This is a genomic window from Kitasatospora sp. NPDC056651 (genome assembly GCF_042792155.1).
In the GTDB taxonomy this organism is placed as follows: domain Bacteria; phylum Actinomycetota; class Actinomycetes; order Streptomycetales; family Streptomycetaceae; genus Kitasatospora.
Genome location: NZ_JBHTWX010000155.1, coordinates 1 through 15,235 on the forward strand (window position 1 = coordinate 1; position 15,235 = coordinate 15,235).

The 15,235-nt window shown below is 73.3% G+C and carries 11 protein-coding genes; 8 read left to right on the forward strand and 3 right to left on the reverse strand.

What is annotated here, in order from left to right; genetic code table 11:
* Positions 1 to 119: 119 nt before the first annotated feature.
* Positions 120 to 2,570 carry a DNA topoisomerase (ATP-hydrolyzing) subunit A gene (locus tag ACFRAR_RS36135; protein WP_380704205.1) on the reverse strand — a complete coding sequence of 817 codons (2,451 nt, stop codon included), beginning with the start codon at positions 2,568 to 2,570 and terminating at the stop codon, positions 120 to 122.
* Between the two features lie 306 nt (positions 2,571 to 2,876).
* Here ACFRAR_RS36135 and ACFRAR_RS36140 point away from each other — a divergent pair, with 306 nt between their 5' ends.
* The 3 genes from ACFRAR_RS36140 (at position 2,877) to ACFRAR_RS36150 (ending at position 7,154) form a co-directional block, all read left to right on the forward strand.
* Positions 2,877 to 4,223, forward strand: a complete 1,347-nt coding sequence (locus ACFRAR_RS36140) for a M16 family metallopeptidase (RefSeq protein WP_380704207.1) — start codon at positions 2,877 to 2,879, stop codon at positions 4,221 to 4,223.
* Positions 4,220 to 5,608, forward strand: a complete 1,389-nt coding sequence (locus ACFRAR_RS36145; RefSeq protein ID WP_380704209.1) for a M16 family metallopeptidase — start codon at positions 4,220 to 4,222, stop codon at positions 5,606 to 5,608. The genes ACFRAR_RS36140 and ACFRAR_RS36145 overlap by 4 nt, the downstream gene beginning before the upstream one ends.
* 352 nt (positions 5,609 to 5,960) lie before the next feature.
* Positions 5,961 to 7,154 carry an RtcB family protein gene (locus ACFRAR_RS36150; RefSeq protein WP_380704211.1) on the forward strand — a complete coding sequence of 398 codons (1,194 nt, stop codon included), beginning with the start codon at positions 5,961 to 5,963 and terminating at the stop codon, positions 7,152 to 7,154.
* 65 nt (positions 7,155 to 7,219) lie between these two features.
* Here the strand turns inward: ACFRAR_RS36150 and ACFRAR_RS36155 are convergent, their stop codons facing one another.
* Entirely contained in the window at positions 7,220 to 7,495 is a 276-nt protein-coding gene (locus ACFRAR_RS36155) for an HPr family phosphocarrier protein (protein ID WP_380704213.1), read from the reverse strand.
* Between the two features lie 227 nt (positions 7,496 to 7,722).
* Between ACFRAR_RS36155 and ACFRAR_RS36160 the strand changes: the two genes are divergently transcribed.
* From ACFRAR_RS36160 to ACFRAR_RS36175, 4 genes are all read left to right on the forward strand, one after another.
* Positions 7,723 to 10,536, forward strand: a complete 2,814-nt coding sequence (locus tag ACFRAR_RS36160; protein ID WP_380704215.1) for a GNAT family N-acetyltransferase — start codon at positions 7,723 to 7,725, stop codon at positions 10,534 to 10,536.
* 91 nt (positions 10,537 to 10,627) lie between these two features.
* A complete protein-coding gene (locus tag ACFRAR_RS36165; protein WP_355254021.1) occupies positions 10,628 to 11,227 on the forward strand; it encodes a DUF5998 family protein in 600 nt (199 codons plus the stop codon).
* Between the two features lie 35 nt (positions 11,228 to 11,262).
* The gene (locus tag ACFRAR_RS36170) at positions 11,263 to 12,450 is read left to right on the forward strand and encodes an alkaline phosphatase family protein (protein ID WP_380704217.1); all 1,188 of its coding nucleotides are present in this window, start codon (positions 11,263 to 11,265) and stop codon (positions 12,448 to 12,450) included.
* A 113-nt stretch (positions 12,451 to 12,563) separates the two neighbouring features.
* Positions 12,564 to 13,220 carry a thymidine kinase gene (locus ACFRAR_RS36175; RefSeq protein ID WP_380704219.1) on the forward strand — a complete coding sequence of 219 codons (657 nt, stop codon included), beginning with the start codon at positions 12,564 to 12,566 and terminating at the stop codon, positions 13,218 to 13,220.
* Positions 13,221 to 13,299: 79 nt separating this feature from the next.
* On the opposite strand, the gene ACFRAR_RS36180 is transcribed toward ACFRAR_RS36175, so the two are convergent.
* Complete coding sequence (locus ACFRAR_RS36180; protein WP_380704221.1) at positions 13,300 to 14,043, reverse strand: VOC family protein; 744 nt, start codon at positions 14,041 to 14,043, stop codon at positions 13,300 to 13,302.
* A gap of 222 nt (positions 14,044 to 14,265) precedes the next feature.
* Here ACFRAR_RS36180 and ACFRAR_RS36185 point away from each other — a divergent pair, with 222 nt between their 5' ends.
* On the forward strand, positions 14,266 to 15,141 hold the full coding sequence (locus tag ACFRAR_RS36185) for a sulfurtransferase (protein WP_380704223.1): 876 nt from the start codon (positions 14,266 to 14,268) through the stop codon (positions 15,139 to 15,141).
* Positions 15,142 to 15,235 lie beyond the last annotated feature (94 nt).

Here is a 15,235-nt window from a genome sequence, read left to right on the forward strand (position 1 = left end):
CGGCCCCGGCCCGGTAACCGACCACCGCGGTACCGCACCCCCGGTCGGCCGGGCACGAAAGAGCGGCGGGGCACCGGATGATCTCCGGTGCCCCTCCGCTCGATCGAGGGCGGGAGCCGCTACGCCGGGCCGGCGACCACCGCGATCGGGGTGGTGACCGGGGTGCCGGAGCCGTCGCGGCGCGGGTCGCGCTCGGGCAGGTCGACCGGGGCGCCCTTGGCGGTGGCGGCCCGGGCCGGGGCGGCGCCGGCCCAGGCGAAGGTCAGGCCGTCCTCACCGCGCAGGAAGCGCTGGCAGCGCACGCCGCCGGTGGCGCGGCCCTTGCGCGGGTACTGCTCGAACGGGGTGACCTTCCAGGTCGTCTGCTCGCCGCCGGACAGCGTGCCCGAGTCGGTGGCCACCGAGACCACCACCGCGTCGCCCGCCGGGTCCACCGCCGTGAAGGACAGCACCCGGGCGCCGTCCGACAGCTTGATGCCCGCCATGCCGCCCGCCGGGCGGCCCTGCGGACGCACCTGGCCCGCCGGGTAGCGCAGCAGCTGGGCGTCCGAGGCGATGAAGACCAGGTCCTCCTCGCCGGTGCGCAGTTCGACCGCACCCACCAGCTCGTCACCCTCCTTGAGGGCGATCACCTCGAACTCGTCCTTGTTCGCCGGCCACTCCGGCACCACCCGCTTCACCACGCCCTGCGCCGTGCCCAGCGCCAGCCCCGGCGAGGACTCGTCCAGCGTGGTCAGCGCCAGTACCCGCTCCTCGGCCTCCAGCCGCAGGAACTCGCCCGCCGCGGCCCCGCCCGCCAGCGTCGGCGACGGAGTCGGCGGCAGCGCAGGCAGGTCGATCACCGGAAGCCGCAGCACCCGGCCCGCGGACGTCACCACACCGACGTCCGCCCGCGCCGTCGCGTGCACCGCCGACACGATCACGTCGTGCTTCGCCCGCTTCTCCGACACCTCGAACGGCTCCCCGTCCGCCGTGCGCGCCAGCAGGCCCGTCGAGGACAGCAGCACCCGGCACGGGTCGTCCGCCACCTCCAGCGGCACCGACAGCGCCGCCGACGGCACCGCCCCCGCCTCCAGCAGCACCGTGCGCCGCTCCGTCCCGAACTGCTTCGCCACCGCGCCCAGTTCGGAGGAGACCACGCTGCGCAGCCTGGTGTCCGACTCCAGGATCTCGGTCAGCTCCGCGATCTCGCGGTTCAGCTTCTCCTTCTCCTGCTCCAGCTCCACCCGGTCGAAGCGGGTCAGCCGCCGCAGCGGGGTGTCCAGGATGTACGCGGTCTGCGTCTCCGACAGCGAGAAGCGCTCCATCAGGCGTTCCTTCGCCTGCTGCGCGTTGTCACTCGACCGGATGATCGCGATGACCTCGTCGATGTCGAGCAGGGCCACCAGCAGACCCTCGACCAGGTGCAGCCGCTCCTCGCGCTTGCGGCGGCGGAAGTCGCTGCGCCGGCGCACCACGGTGAAGCGGTGGTCGACGTAGACCTCCAGCAGCTCCTTCAGGCCCAGCGTCAGCGGCTGCCCGTCCACCAGCGCCACGTTGTTGATGCCGAAGGTCTCCTCCATCGGCGTCAGCTTGTACAGCTGCTCCAGCAGCGCCTCCGGCACGAAGCCGTTCTTCACCTCGATGACCAGCCGCAGCCCGTGCTCGCGGTCGGTCAGGTCCTTGACGTCCGCGATGCCCTGGAGCTTCTTCGCGTTGACCAGGTCCTTGATCTTCGAGATGACCTTCTCCGGGCCGACGTTGTACGGCAGCTCGGTGACCACGATGCCCTTGCGGCGGGCCGTCACCGCCTCCACCGTCGTCGTCGCCCGGATCTTGAACGTGCCGCGGCCCGACTCGTACGCGTCGCGGATGCCCGACAGGCCCACGATCCGCCCGCCGGTCGGCAGGTCCGGACCGGGCACGAACCGCATCAGCGTGTCCAGGTCCGCGTTCGGGTGCTTGATCAGGTGCCGGGCCGCCGCCACCACCTCGGACAGGTTGTGCGGCGGCATGTTCGTCGCCATGCCCACCGCGATGCCCGTCGCACCGTTCACCAGCAGGTTCGGGAACGCGGCCGGCAGCGCCAGCGGCTCCTGCTCGCTGCCGTCGTAGTTCGGGCCGAAGTCGACGGTGTCCTCGTGGATCGACTCCACCATCGCCATCGAGGCGGCCGTCAGCCGCGACTCGGTGTACCGCATCGCGGCCGGCGGGTCGTCGTTGCCCAGCGAACCGAAGTTGCCGTGCCCGTCGATCAGCGGCAGCCGCATCGAGAACGGCTGCGCCATGCGCACCACGGAGTCGTAGATCGACGCGTCCCCGTGCGGGTGCAGTCGGCCCATCACCTCGCCCACCAGGCGGGCGCACTTCACGTGCCCGCGCTCGGGGCGCAGGCCCATCTCGTTGGCCTGGTACAGGATCCGGCGGTGCACCGGCTTCAGGCCGTCCCGTGCGTCGGGCAGCGCACGCGAGTAGATCACCGAGTAGGCGTACTCCAGGAAGGAGCCCTGCATCTCGTCCACGACGTCGACGTCGAGGATCCGCTCCTCGAAGTCTCCGGGCGGCGGGGTCTGCGAACTGCGGCGGGCCATCGCGGCGGGGCTCCCTTACGTGTCGCTGGCTGTGTCTCGGTCATTCGTCGGTCGGCCGCCGGACGCCGGGGCGGTCGTCGGGCGGTTCCGTGCCACGCTGTCGGCGGACCCGTCAACCGGGTGCCGTCGACAGGGCGCGGCGCCCCCATTGTGGACCCTCGCGCCGACACTCCCGGTCAGCGGCCCTCTTCCGCCCCTGGCGAACGCCCCCGTCCGCGCGGACACGAACACGGCGCCCGGACGTTGCACCACAATGGGGGACGCCACACGAACCCCCGACATCGACGACGGGAAGGACCCGAGCGCATGGCCAACCCGGCCCCCGCCTCCAGCCGAGGCATCGCCATCACCGAGCACCGCCTGGCCAACGGCCTGCGCGTCGTCCTCTCCGAGGACCACCTCACCCCGGTCGCCGCCGTCTGCCTCTGGTACGACGTGGGCTCCCGGCACGAGGTGAAGGGCCGCACCGGCCTCGCGCACCTCTTCGAGCACCTGATGTTCCAGGGCTCCGCCAACGTCTCCAACAACGGGCACTTCGAGCTCGTCCAGGGCGCCGGCGGCTCGCTCAACGGCACCACGAGCTTCGAGCGCACCAACTACTTCGAGACCATGCCCGCCCACCAGCTGGAGCTCGCCCTCTGGCTGGAGGCCGATCGGATGGGCTCGCTGCTCGCCGCGCTGGACGAGACGTCCATGGAGAACCAGCGCGACGTCGTCAAGAACGAGCGCCGCCAGCGGTACGACAACGTCCCGTACGGCACCGCCTTCGAGAAGCTCACCGCGCTCTCGTTCCCGGACGGCCACCCGTACCACCACACGCCGATCGGCTCGATGGCCGACCTGGACGCGGCCACCCTGGAGGACGCCCGCGCGTTCTTCCGCACGTACTACGCGCCCAACAACGCGGTGCTCTCGGTCGTCGGCGACATCGACCCCGCGCAGACCGTCGCCTGGGTCGAGAAGTACTTCGGCTCCATCCCCGCCCACGACGGCAAGCAGCCGCCGCGCTCGGGCGAGCTCCCGGAGACCATCGGCCGCGAGATCCGCGAGGGGGTCCACGAGGACGTCCCCTCCCGCGCCCTGATGGCCGCCTACCGCCTCCCGCACGACGGCACCCGCGAGGCCGACGCCGCCGACCTGGCCCTCACCATCCTCGGCAGCGGCGAGTCCAGCCGCCTCTACAACCGGCTGGTCCGCCGCGACCGCACCGCCGTCGCCGCCGGCTTCGGCCTGCTGCGCCTGGCCGGCGCCCCCAGCCTCGGCTGGCTCGACGTCAAGACCTCCGGCGACGCCACCCTCGACCGGATCGGTACCGCCGTCGACGAGGAACTCGCCCGCTTCGCCGCCGAGGGCCCCACGCCCGAGGAGCTCGAACGCGCCCAGGCCCAGATCGAGCGCGAGTGGCTCGACCGGCTCACCACCGTCGCCGGCCGCGCCGACGAACTGTGCCGCTACGCCGTCCTGTTCGGTGACCCCAAGCTGCTCAACGACGCCCTCCCCAAGGTCCTCGACGTCACCGCCGAGGAGGTCCAGGCCGTCGCCAAGGCCCGGCTCCACCCCGACAACCGGGCCGTCCTCGTCTACGAGCCGACCGCCGCCGCCGAGACCGACGCCGACACCGACGCTTCCGAAGAGGAGGGTGCCGCCGTATGAGCACCGACTATGTCCCCGCCATGACCTTCCACCCGCAGCCCCAGCCGGGCACTCCCAGCCCCTGGGACTTCCCCGCCCCCGAGCGGGCCGCCCTCGGCAACGGCATCACCGTCCTGCACTGCCACCGGCCCGGCCAGCAGCTCGTCGCCGTCGAGGTCCTCGTCGACGCCCCGCTCGCCGCCGAGCCCGAGGGCCTGGACGGCATCGCCGGCATCCTCGCCCGCGCCTTCAGCGAGGGCACCGACACCCTCAGCGCCGAGGAGTTCGCCGCCGAGCTGGAGCGCGCCGGCGCCACCCTCGACGCCCACGCCGACCACCCGTGCATCCGGATCTCCCTGGAGGTCCCCGCCTCCCGGCTCCAGCGCGGCCTGTCCCTGCTCGCCGACGCCCTGCGCGCGCCCGCCCTCCCCGAGGCCGAGATCGAGCGCCTGGTCGCCAACCGCCTGGACGAGATCGTCCACGAGCAGGCCAACCCCGCCCGGCGGGCCGCCAAGGCGCTGTACGCCGAGCTGTTCGACGCCGCCGACCGGCTCTCCCGGCCCCGCGCCGGCACCGCCGACACTGTCAAGTCGATCGACCGCGCCGCCGTCAAGGCCTTCTACGACGCCCACGTGCGCCCGGCGACCAGCACCGTCGTGGTGGTCGGCGACCTCACCGGCGTCGACCTGCCGGCGCTGCTGGAGAGCACCCTCGGCACCTGGACCGGCGACGCCGCCGCGCCGTCCGTTCACGCCCCGGTCACCGGCGACGACCGCGGCCGCGTCGTCATCGTGGACCGGCCCGGCTCCGTCCAGACCCAGCTGCTCATCGGCCGGATCGGGCCCGACCGCCACGACCCGGTGTGGGCCGCCCAGACCCTGGGCACCTACTGCCTCGGCGGCACCCTCACCTCCCGGCTGGACCGGGTCCTGCGCGAGGAGAAGGGCTACACCTACGGCGTCCGCTCCTTCGCCCAGCCGCTGCGCTCGGCCGCCGACGGCAGCGGGCGCTCGCTGCTCGCCATCAGCGGCTCGGTGGACACCGCCTCCACCGCGCCCGCGCTGGCCGACACCTGGACCATCCTGCGCACCCTCGCGGCCGAGGGCCTCACCGACGCCGAGCGCGACGAGGCCGTGCAGTTCCTGGTCGGCGTCGCCCCGCTGAAGTACGAGACGGCGGGCTCGGTGGCCGGCACCCTGGCCGACCAGGTCGAGCAGTACCTGCCGGACGACTACCAGGCCGAGGTCTACCGGCAGCTCGCCGAACTGCCCACCGCCGCCGCCAGCGAGGCGGTCGTCGCGGCCTTCCCGCCGGACCGGCTGGTCACCGTCCTGGTCGGCGACGCCTCGGTGATCGCCGACGACGTGCGGGCGCTCGGGATCGGCGAGGTCACCGTCGTCAGCTGACCCGCTCGTCGGATCACCGCCCGGCCCGGTGGAGCACCCGCTCCGCCGGGCCGGACGCGTTTCCGAAGCCGGACGCGGCTTTGAAGACGCGGCCTTAAATGCGTTGCGGGCCGTGTCCGTTCCGTGGATAGATGTTCCCCGGCGCACAGCACGTGCGAACGGCGACGAACGAGGGGAGGCGGTCACCATGCGGGTCGAGCGATTCATTCGACGCTCCCCAAGGCCGTATCTCCCCTGTTCCGCCCTGGTCGCCTGAGCGCGCCCACCCCTGAACTTCCCCGAGCCGTGCCGGGATTCTTCTGCGCGGCGTTCCCCTTTCCTGAACCACCCGACCTCTGGAGGTCGTTCAGCCATGACGTACACCGAGGTGCCCGGCGTCCGGGTGCCGATCCGGATGTGGACCGACCCGGCCACCGTCGAGGGCCAGGCCATGCAGCAGCTGCGCAACATCAGCTCCCTGCCCTGGCTGCACGGCCTCGCCGTGATGCCGGACGTCCACCTGGGCAAGGGCGCGACGGTCGGTTCGGTCATCGCCATGAAGGGCGCGGTCTGCCCGGCGGCGGTCGGCGTCGACATCGGCTGCGGGATGAGCGCGGTGAAGACCTCGCTGACCGCCAAGGACCTCCCGGACGACCTCTCCCACCTGCGTCGCCGGATCGAGCAGGCCATTCCGGTCGGCCGCGGTCTGCATTCCGACCCGGTCGACCCGGCCAAGCTGCACGGCTTCCGCACGGCGGGCTGGGACGACTTCTGGCACCGCTTCGACGGGGTGGCGGAGGACGTCAAGTGGCGCCGTGGGCGGGCGATGCAGCAGATGGCGACGCTCGGCGGAGGAAATCACTTCATCGAAGTATGTGTCGATACCACTGATGCGGTGTGGCTGATGCTGCATTCCGGCTCCCGCAACATCGGCAAGGAGCTGGCGGAACACCACATGGGCGTCGCCCGCTCGCTGCCGCACAACCAGGGCCTGATCGATCAGGACCTCGCGGTGTTCATCGCGCAGACCCCGCAGATGAACGCCTACCGCCAGGACCTCTTCTGGGCGCAGGAATACGCCAGGAACAACCGGGCCCTGATGATGGCGCTCTTCCAGGACGTCGTCCGCCGGGAGTTCGCGAAGGCGAAGGTCACCTTCGACGAGGTGATCAGCTGCCACCACAACTACGTCTCGGAGGAGACGTACGACGGCGTCGACGTGCTGGTCACCCGCAAGGGCGCGATCAAGGCGGGCTCCGGCGACCTCGGGATCATCCCGGGCTCGATGGGCACCGGCTCCTACATCGTCCGCGGTCTGGGCAACGCGGCGTCGTTCAACTCCGCCTCGCACGGCGCCGGCCGCAAGATGAGCCGCAACGCCGCGAAGAAGCGGTTCACCACGGAGGACCTGGTCGAGCAGACCAAGGGCGTGGAGTGCCGCAAGGACGGCGGCGTGGTGGACGAGATCCCGGGCGCCTACAAGAACATCGAGAAGGTCATCGAGCAGCAGAAGGACCTGGTCGAGGTGGTCGCGCACCTCAAGCAGGTCGTCTGCGTCAAGGGCTGACCGCGACAAACGGATCGGGGTGCCGCCGGAATCCGGCGACACCCCGATCGGGCAGCTGCGAGGGCTCAGGCGGGGAGCTCGTCGAGGCCCTCGGAGACGAGCTTGGCGAGGCGGTCGAGGGCGTCGTCGGCGTTCTCGGCGTCGGAGGCGAGGATGACCTCGTCGCCGCCCTGGGCGCCCAGGCCGAGGAGGCCGAGCATGGAGGCGGCGTTGACCGGATTGCCGCCCGGCTTCGCGATGGTGATCGGCACGCCGGTGGCCGTGACGGCCCGGACGAAGACGGAGGCGGGACGGGCGTGCAGGCCCTCGGCCCAACCGATGGTGACGCGGCGCTCAGCCATGAGACGTGCCTTTCCGGTGAAACTGGTCACGGCCGTGCTCGGGGAGCGGGGGGAAGCGGCCATGTTGTCTAGACCAGTGTTGCACGCAGGCGGCCCTTGGGAACCGCAGCGTTCAGGACTTGTGATTGTTTCTTTTCGGGGCATAAACCCCCGCTGCCAGCCCTGTCCACCCTGCCGTGGGCACACGGCCGGCGCCATTCGGCCCGCCGCCGGATAACCTGACGAATGTGGAAGACCCCGCGGTGGCGAACTCCGAGCAACCCGACTATCCGCAGCACTGGGAAGCGGACATCCTGCTGCGTGACGGAGGCACGGCCCGAATTCGGCCGATCACGCCCGACGACGCCGGACGACTCGTGGATTTCTACGAGCAGGTGTCGGACCAGTCCAAGTACTTCCGGTTCTTCGCCCCCTACCCGCGGCTCTCCGACAAGGACGTCCGCCGCTTCACCCACCACGACTTCGTGAACCGGGTGGGTCTCGCGGTGGTGGTCCGGGACCATTTCATCGCCACCGTCCGGTACGACCGGATCGACGCCGACGGCCGCCCCTCCGACACCGGCACCGACGCCGAAGTGGCCTTCCTGGTGCAGGACGCCCACCAGGGCCGCGGCGTGGCCTCCGCCTTGCTGGAGCACATCGCGGCGGTGGCCCAGGAGCGCGGCATCCGCCGTTTCCAGGCCGAGGTGCTGCCGGAGAACCGGAAGATGGTGAAGGTCTTCACCGACGCCGGCTACACCCAGCACCGCAGCTTCGCCGACGGCGTGGTGCACCTGGAGTTCGACCTCGAACAGACCGACCGCTCGCTCGCCGTGATGCGCGCCCGCGAGCACCGCGCCGAGGCGCGTTCCGTGCAGCGGCTGCTCACCCCGCGCTCGGTGGCGGTGATCGGGGTCTCCCGCACCCCGCAGACCGTCGGCCGGGCCATCCTGCGTGACCTGCTGGGGGAGGCCCCGGCCGACCGCCCCGTCCACGCGGTGAACCGCAACGCCGAGCCCGGCACCGAGCTGGACGGGGTCCCGGTCCACCGCTCGATCCTGGACATCCCCGGGCCGGTGGACCTCGCGGTGATCGCCGTCCCCGAGGGAGCCGTCCCGGCCGCCGTCGCCGAGTGCGGCGCCCACGGGGTGCAGGGCCTGGTGGTGGTCACCGCCGGCTACGCGGAGACCGGTCCGGAAGGCCGGGACCGGCAGCGCGCACTGGTCCGCCAGGCCCGCGCGGCCGGCATGCGGGTGATCGGCCCGAACGCCTTCGGCCTGATCAACACCGACCCCCAGCGCCCGCTGAACGCCTCGCTCGCCCCGCGCCTGCCCGCCCGCGGCGGCTTCGGCATCTTCTGCCAGTCCGGCGCGATCGGCGTCGCCCTGCTGGAGTCCGCCCACAAGCGCGGCCTCGGCGTCTCCTCCTTCGCCTCGGTCGGCAACCGCTCCGACGTCTCGGGCAACGACTTCCTCCAGTACTGGGCCGAGGACGAGGCCACCCAGGTGGTGCTGCTGTACCTGGAGTCCTTCGGCAACCCGCGCAAGTTCACCCGGATCGCCCGCCGGCTGGCCGCCGTCAAGCCGGTCGTGGTGGTCAAGGGCGCCCGGCACACCGGCAGCCTGCCGCCCGGCCACGCCGTCCCCGCCACCGCCACCGGGCTGCGCGACGCGACGGTGGACGCCCTGTTCGAACAGGCGGGCGTCACCCGGGTGAGGACCATCACCGAGCTGTACGACACCGGCGAGCTGCTGGCCCAGCAGCCGCTGCCGCCCGGCGACCGGGTCGCGGTGGTCGGCAACTCCGACTCGCTCGGCCTGCTCACCTACGACGCCCTGCTCAGTGCCGGACTGCGCCCGTGCACACCCGTCGACCTCACCACCGCCGCGACCGGCGAGAACTTCCGGATCGCCCTGGACGTCGCGCTCGCCGACCCGGCCGTGGACGCGGTGATCGCCGTCGCGATCCCGCCGATCGGCACCTCCGCGCACGCCTTCATGGGCGGCCGGCTGACCGCCGAGGACGACCCCGCGATGGGCTCGGACGACCCGGAGATCGCCGCCGCCCTGCTCGACGCCGGGCAGCGCGCCCGGGAGCTGGGCAAGCCGCTGCTGCTCACCCACCTGGCACTGACCGACCTCCCGGCCCGCCTGCGCCCCGGCGGAATCCCCGCCTACGCGGCGCCCGAACGGGCCGTGCACGCCCTCACCCACGCGGTGCACTACGCGCAGTGGCGCCGCCGTACGGCGGCGGCGGAGGAGACGGCGCGCGTCCCCGAACTGGACCGGATCGACGAGCCGGGCGCCCGTCGGCTGGTGGAGGCGGCCCTGAGCACCCGGGCCGCGGTAGCCGCGCGCACCCAGCCCGGCGGCGCCCGGATCACCCTGGCCGAGGCCGAGGCCCAGGAGCTGCTGGCCCGCTACGGGATCGACGTCTCGCCGACGATGCCGGCCCCGGACGAGGAGGCCGCCGTCCGGGCGGCCAAGGAGCTCGGCTACCCGGTGGCGCTCAAGGCGACCGCCCCGCACCTGCGCCACCGCCCCGACCTGGGCAGCGTCCGGCTGGACCTGACCGGCGAGGCGGGCCTGCGCCGCGCCCACGGCGAGCTGGACGCGCTGCTCGGCGGCGCCGCGCAGGCCGAGCTGGTGGTCCAGCGGATGGCCCCGCGCGGTGTGGACACGGTGATCGCCGCCACCGTGGACCCGGCGGTCGGCGCGATCCTCTCCTTCGGTCTGGCCGGCGCACCGGCCGAACTGCTGGGCGACCTGGCGCACCGCCTGGTCCCGGCGACCGACCAGGACGTCGCCGGACTGGTCCGGGAGGTGCGGGCGGCGCCGCTGCTGTTCGGCTGGCGCGGCGCGGAGTCGGTGGACACCGGCGCCCTGGAGGAACTGCTGCTTCGGGTCTCGCAGCTGGTGGACGACGTGCCGGAGATCGCCTCGGTGGATCTCGAACCGGTGGTCGTGGCCCCGCACGGACTGGCGATCCTGGGGGCACGGGTGCGGGTGGCGCCCCTGCCGGTCCGCAGCGATCTGGGCCCACGCGCCATGAGCACGCTGTAACCTTCCTTGGTTGCGCCCTGCCCGGGCGCTGTTGTCCGAAGCTCGGCGCAGTGCCGCCCGCTTCGTCGGCGGACCATGCCAGGATGGAGATATGGCGAAGACCGGTACCACCACCACTCAGGACCTGCGCTCGGCGATCGAGCGCAGCGGCTACTACCCGGCCCTGGTGTCCGAGGCGGTCGAGTCCGCGGTGGGCCCGGAGCCGATCAGCTCCTACCTGGTGCACCAGGAGACCACCTTCGACGCCAACGAGGTGCGCCGACACGTGACGGTGCTGGTGCTCACCCCGACCCGGTTCGTGGTGAGCCACACCGACGAGCAGTCCGGAGCCGAGGGCAGCCCGGCGGTGCCGTTCGCGACGACCTCGACGGAGAGCGTCCGGCTGGACCGGATCGGCTCGGTCGTGGTGAGCCGGATGGTGGCGAACCCGGAGACGTACACCCCGGGCACCCTGCCGCGCGAGGTGGTGCTGACGATCGGCTGGGGTGCGGTGCAGCGCCTGGACCTGGAGCCGGCCGGCTGCTCGGACCCGAACTGCGAGGCGGACCACGGCTACACCGGTTCGGCCACCGCCGACGACCTCTCGCTGCGGGTGAGCGAGGCCGGTGACGGCCCGGAGACGGTGGCCCAGGCGCTGGTGTTCGCCCGGGCGCTGTCCGACGCGACGATCAGTAACGGCCCGCGGGTCTGATCGCCGCCGTTTCCGCCCGCTACGAATCCGGTTCCATGTCCTTCGTTCCTGCCGACGGCTACGACGCCTTCGAGATCCTTGACCCGGCCACGGCTCCCGCGCCCCCGTACGGCAGCGGTTCGCTGTGCGACCTGCTGCCCTCGGTGGCGGCGGGGCTCGGTGTCCCCGGCTTCACCGCGACGCTCCCGATCGCCCCGGCGGACCGGGTGGTGGTGTTCCTGGTGGACGGCCTGGGCTGGGAGCTACTGCTGCGCCACCCGGAGTACGCGCCGTTCCTGTCCTCGCTCGCCGGGAGCTCGCTGGGCGGCAGCGGCCGTCCGCTGACCGCGGGCTTCCCCTCCACCACGGCGACCTCGCTGGCCTCGGTCGGCACCGGCACGCCGCCGGGCCTGCACGGCCTGGCCGGGTACACGGTGGCGGTGCCGGGCGCCGGCTACCTGATGAACCAGCTGCGCTGGCAGCCGCCCACCGAGCCGCACGCCTGGCAGCCGTACCCGACGGTCTTCGAGCGCACCCACCAGGCCGGGGTGGCGACCGCGCAGGTCTCCTCCCCGCTGTTCTCCCAGACCCCGCTGACCAAGGTGGCGCTGTCCGGCGGCACCTTCCTCGGCCGCACCACGGGCGAGGAGCGGATGGACCTGGCGGCCTCCTGGCTGGCCGAGCACGACCGGGCGCTGGTGTACACCTACGTCAGCGAGCTGGACGGGGCCGGCCACCGCTTCGGGGTGGACTCGGACGAGTGGCGGATGACGCTGGACGCCGTGGACCGGCTGGCCCGCCGGCTGGCCGGGCAGCTCCCGCCGCGCTCGGCGATGTACGTGACGGCCGACCACGGCATGATCGACATCGCGCCGGAGGACCGGATCGACTTCGACGAGGACTGGGAGCTGGGCGCCGGCGTCGCGTTGCTCGGCGGCGAGGGCCGGGCCCGGCACGTGTACGCCGTGCCGGGGGCCGCGGCCGACGTGCACGCGGTCTGGAGCGAGGTGCTGGGCGACCGGATGTGGGTGGCCACCCGGGACCAGGCGATCGAGGCGGGCTGGTTCGGCCCGGCCGTGGACGAGCGGGTGTACGCCCGGATCGGCGACGTGGTCGCCGCGGCGCGCGACGACATCGCGATCGTCGCCTCCCGCAACGAGCCGGGTGAGTCAGCGATGATCGGCCTGCACGGTTCGATGACCCCGGTCGAGCAGTTCGTACCGCTGCTCGAAGTCCGCGGCTAGGTCCTGCCTCCAGGAGTCAGGACCTGTGACCCGCCCCCAACGGGGCGTCACCGTCGCTCACTTGACCCTGCTGTGCCCGAACTCCCCTGATGTGAAAGGCCCTTGCTCCACCCATGGCTGAACTGGTGTTCTTCTCGGGCACGATGGACTGCGGCAAGTCGACGCTGGCGCTGCAGATGGACCACAACCACAGCGCGCGCGGCCGACAGGGCGTGATCCTCACCCGCAACGACCGGGCGGGCGCGGCGACGATCTCCAGTCGCCTGGGCCTGCGCGCCGAGGCGGTCGAGGTGACGGACGACTTCGACTTCCACGCGCACGTGGTGCACCGGCTCTCGGCGGGCGGCCGGGTGGACTACCTGATCTGCGACGAGGCCCAGTTCTTCGCCGCCGAGCAGGTCGACCAGCTGGCCCGGGTGGTGGACGAACTGGGCATCGACGTCTACACCTTCGGCATCACCACCGACTTCCGCACCCGGCTGTTCCCGGGCTCGCAGCGGCTGATCGAGCTGGCCGACCGGGTGGAGGTGCTCCAGGTCGAGGCGCTCTGCTGGTGCGGCGCGCGGGCCACCCACAACGCCCGGACGGTCGGCGGGGTGATGGTGGTCGAGGGCGCCCAGGTGGTGATCGGCGACATCTCGGTGGCCCGGGACGAGGTCGGCTACGAGGTGTTGTGCCGCCGCCACCACCGCCGTCGGCTGACCGCCGCGACGGCGCGGGCCTCGGTGCTCTCCCCGGACGTGCTGCCCTTCGAGGAGCAGCAGGCCTGATCCGGGCCACGGGCCTGACCCGAGCCCACGGCCTGGCCCGGGCCACGGGCCAGGGGTGGGCGACCGGCCTGCCGCCGCTCTACGGAAGCACCTCCAGGACGGAGAAGTGCCCGCCCTGCGGGTCGGCCAGCCGGGCGGCGCGGCCGCGGGCGGTGTCGTGCGGTTCGACCAGGACCCGGCCGCCGAGCTCGACGGCATGACGGGCCGTCAGCTCGGCGTCGCGGACGGCGAAGTGGGTGCGCCAGCGCGGCGGGTGGCCGCGCAGCTCGGCGCGGTGCCGGATGCCGGCGACCGGACGCCCGTGCACCAGCAGCGCCGTCTCGTTCTCCGTGGCGCGGACCGGGCGGTCGAGCACGGTGGAGTAGAAGGCGGTGGCGCCCTCCGCGTCGGGGGTGAGGAGTTCGGCCCAGGCCGGGCCGCCGGGTTCGCTGCCGGTCTCCCGGCCGAGGTGTTCCTCGCCCTGCCAGAGGCCGAAGACCGCGCCGGAGAGGTCGGAGGCGATGGCCATCCGCCCGGCGCGCTCGGCCTGGAGCGGTCCGACGGCGACGGTTCCGCCGCACTCGCGGACCAGTTGGGCGGTGCGGTCGGCGTCGTCCACGGCGAAGTAGGTGGTCCACTGCACCGGGAATCCGGTGGAGGCGGAGACGCCGAGGCCGGCCACCGGCGCCCCGTCGAGCTGGGCCCGGACGTAGTCGCCGATCTCCCCGGGCCCGGGCGTGTACGTCCAGCCGAGCAGTGCGCCGTAGAAGACGCGGGCGTTGGGCAGGTCGTCGGTCAGCAGGCTGACCCAGCAGGGCGTGCCCTGGGCCAGTCGGAGTTCCACCGCGGGCAATGCGGTCCTCCTCATGGGTGGTTGGCGCGCGGAAATCCTCGCGCGCGAGGGTGATGCTTCCACCCTGGCGGGCGCCCAACCCTCGGGCCGCGCGGAAAGTCCGGCAAAAGTCCTCACAAGAGCGGCGGGCCGGGCGTGTCGCGGACTCCGCCGCCCGGTGGCCGGCCGGAGGACGCCCCCTCCCGATCACCGCGCTGCGCGACAATGGCCGCCATGACCACCTACAACGAGGGTTCCCCGCTGATCTCCGCGGCCGAACTGGGCGAGGCGCTCGCCTCCGCGCTGCCGCCGGTGCTGCTGGACGTGCGCTACCAGCTGGTCGGTGCCGCGCCGGGCGGGCCGACCGCGGCCGAGGAGTACCGGGCCGGGCACCTGCCCGGCGCCCACTTCGTCGAGCTGGACCGGGACCTGGCCGCCCCGCCCGGCGCCCCCGGCCGGGGCGGGCGCCACCCGCTGCCGGACCCGGAGGAGTTCGGGGCGGCCATGCGCCGCTTCGGGGTGAGCGCCCGGCGCCCGGTCGTGGTGTACGACGGCGCGGCCTCGATGGCGGCGGCCCGGGCGTGGTGGCTGCTGCGCTGGGCGGGGCACCGGGACGTGCGGGTGCTGGACGGCGGCTTCGCGGCCTGGCGGGCGGCGGGGTTGCCGGTGACGGCCGAGCTGCCGGAGTCGGCGGAGGGCGACTTCAAGCCGGTGCCGGGTCAGCTGCCCACGGTGGACGGGGACGGCGCCGCGGCCTGGGCGCGCGGCGGCCTGCTGCTGGACGCCCGGTCCGGGGAGCGCTACCGGGGGGAGAGCGAGCCGGTGGACCCGAGGGCCGGGCACATCCCGGGCGCGGTGTCGGCGCCGACGGCCGGGAACGTCGGTCCGGACGGCCGGTTCCGGCCGGCCGCCGAGCTGGCGGAGCGGTTCCGGGCGCTGGGCGCGGGGGAGCGGGAGACGGCGGTCTACTGCGGCTCGGGCGTGACGGCGGCGCACCAGATCCTGGCGCTGGAGGTGGCGGGCCTGCCGGCCACGCTGTACCCGGGCTCGTGGAGCGAGTGGTCGAGCGACCGGGCCCGCCCGGTGGCCGTCACCGAGCAGCCGGGCTGATTCCCCGGGACGCGCCCGGAGGGGCGGGAGGCCGGGCCTCCCGCCCCGCCGGGGTACCGCGACTACTACTCCAGCTTCTTGCGCCGGCTGCCGA

Bases quoted from the DNA above. Each gene is read 5' to 3' on its own strand.
- ACFRAR_RS36135 (WP_380704205.1), bottom strand. From the start codon at position 2,570: ATGGCCCGCCGCAGTTCGCAGACCCCGCCGCCCGGAGACTTCGAGGAG.
- ACFRAR_RS36140 (WP_380704207.1), top strand. From the start codon at position 2,877: ATGGCCAACCCGGCCCCCGCCTCCAGCCGAGGCATCGCCATCACCGAG.
- ACFRAR_RS36145 (WP_380704209.1), top strand. From the start codon at position 4,220: ATGAGCACCGACTATGTCCCCGCCATGACCTTCCACCCGCAGCCCCAG.
- ACFRAR_RS36150 (WP_380704211.1), top strand. From the start codon at position 5,961: ATGACGTACACCGAGGTGCCCGGCGTCCGGGTGCCGATCCGGATGTGG.
- ACFRAR_RS36155 (WP_380704213.1), bottom strand. From the start codon at position 7,495: ATGGCTGAGCGCCGCGTCACCATCGGTTGGGCCGAGGGCCTGCACGCC.
- ACFRAR_RS36165 (WP_355254021.1), top strand. From the start codon at position 10,628: ATGGCGAAGACCGGTACCACCACCACTCAGGACCTGCGCTCGGCGATC.
- ACFRAR_RS36170 (WP_380704217.1), top strand. From the start codon at position 11,263: ATGTCCTTCGTTCCTGCCGACGGCTACGACGCCTTCGAGATCCTTGAC.
- ACFRAR_RS36175 (WP_380704219.1), top strand. From the start codon at position 12,564: ATGGCTGAACTGGTGTTCTTCTCGGGCACGATGGACTGCGGCAAGTCG.
- ACFRAR_RS36185 (WP_380704223.1), top strand. From the start codon at position 14,266: ATGACCACCTACAACGAGGGTTCCCCGCTGATCTCCGCGGCCGAACTG.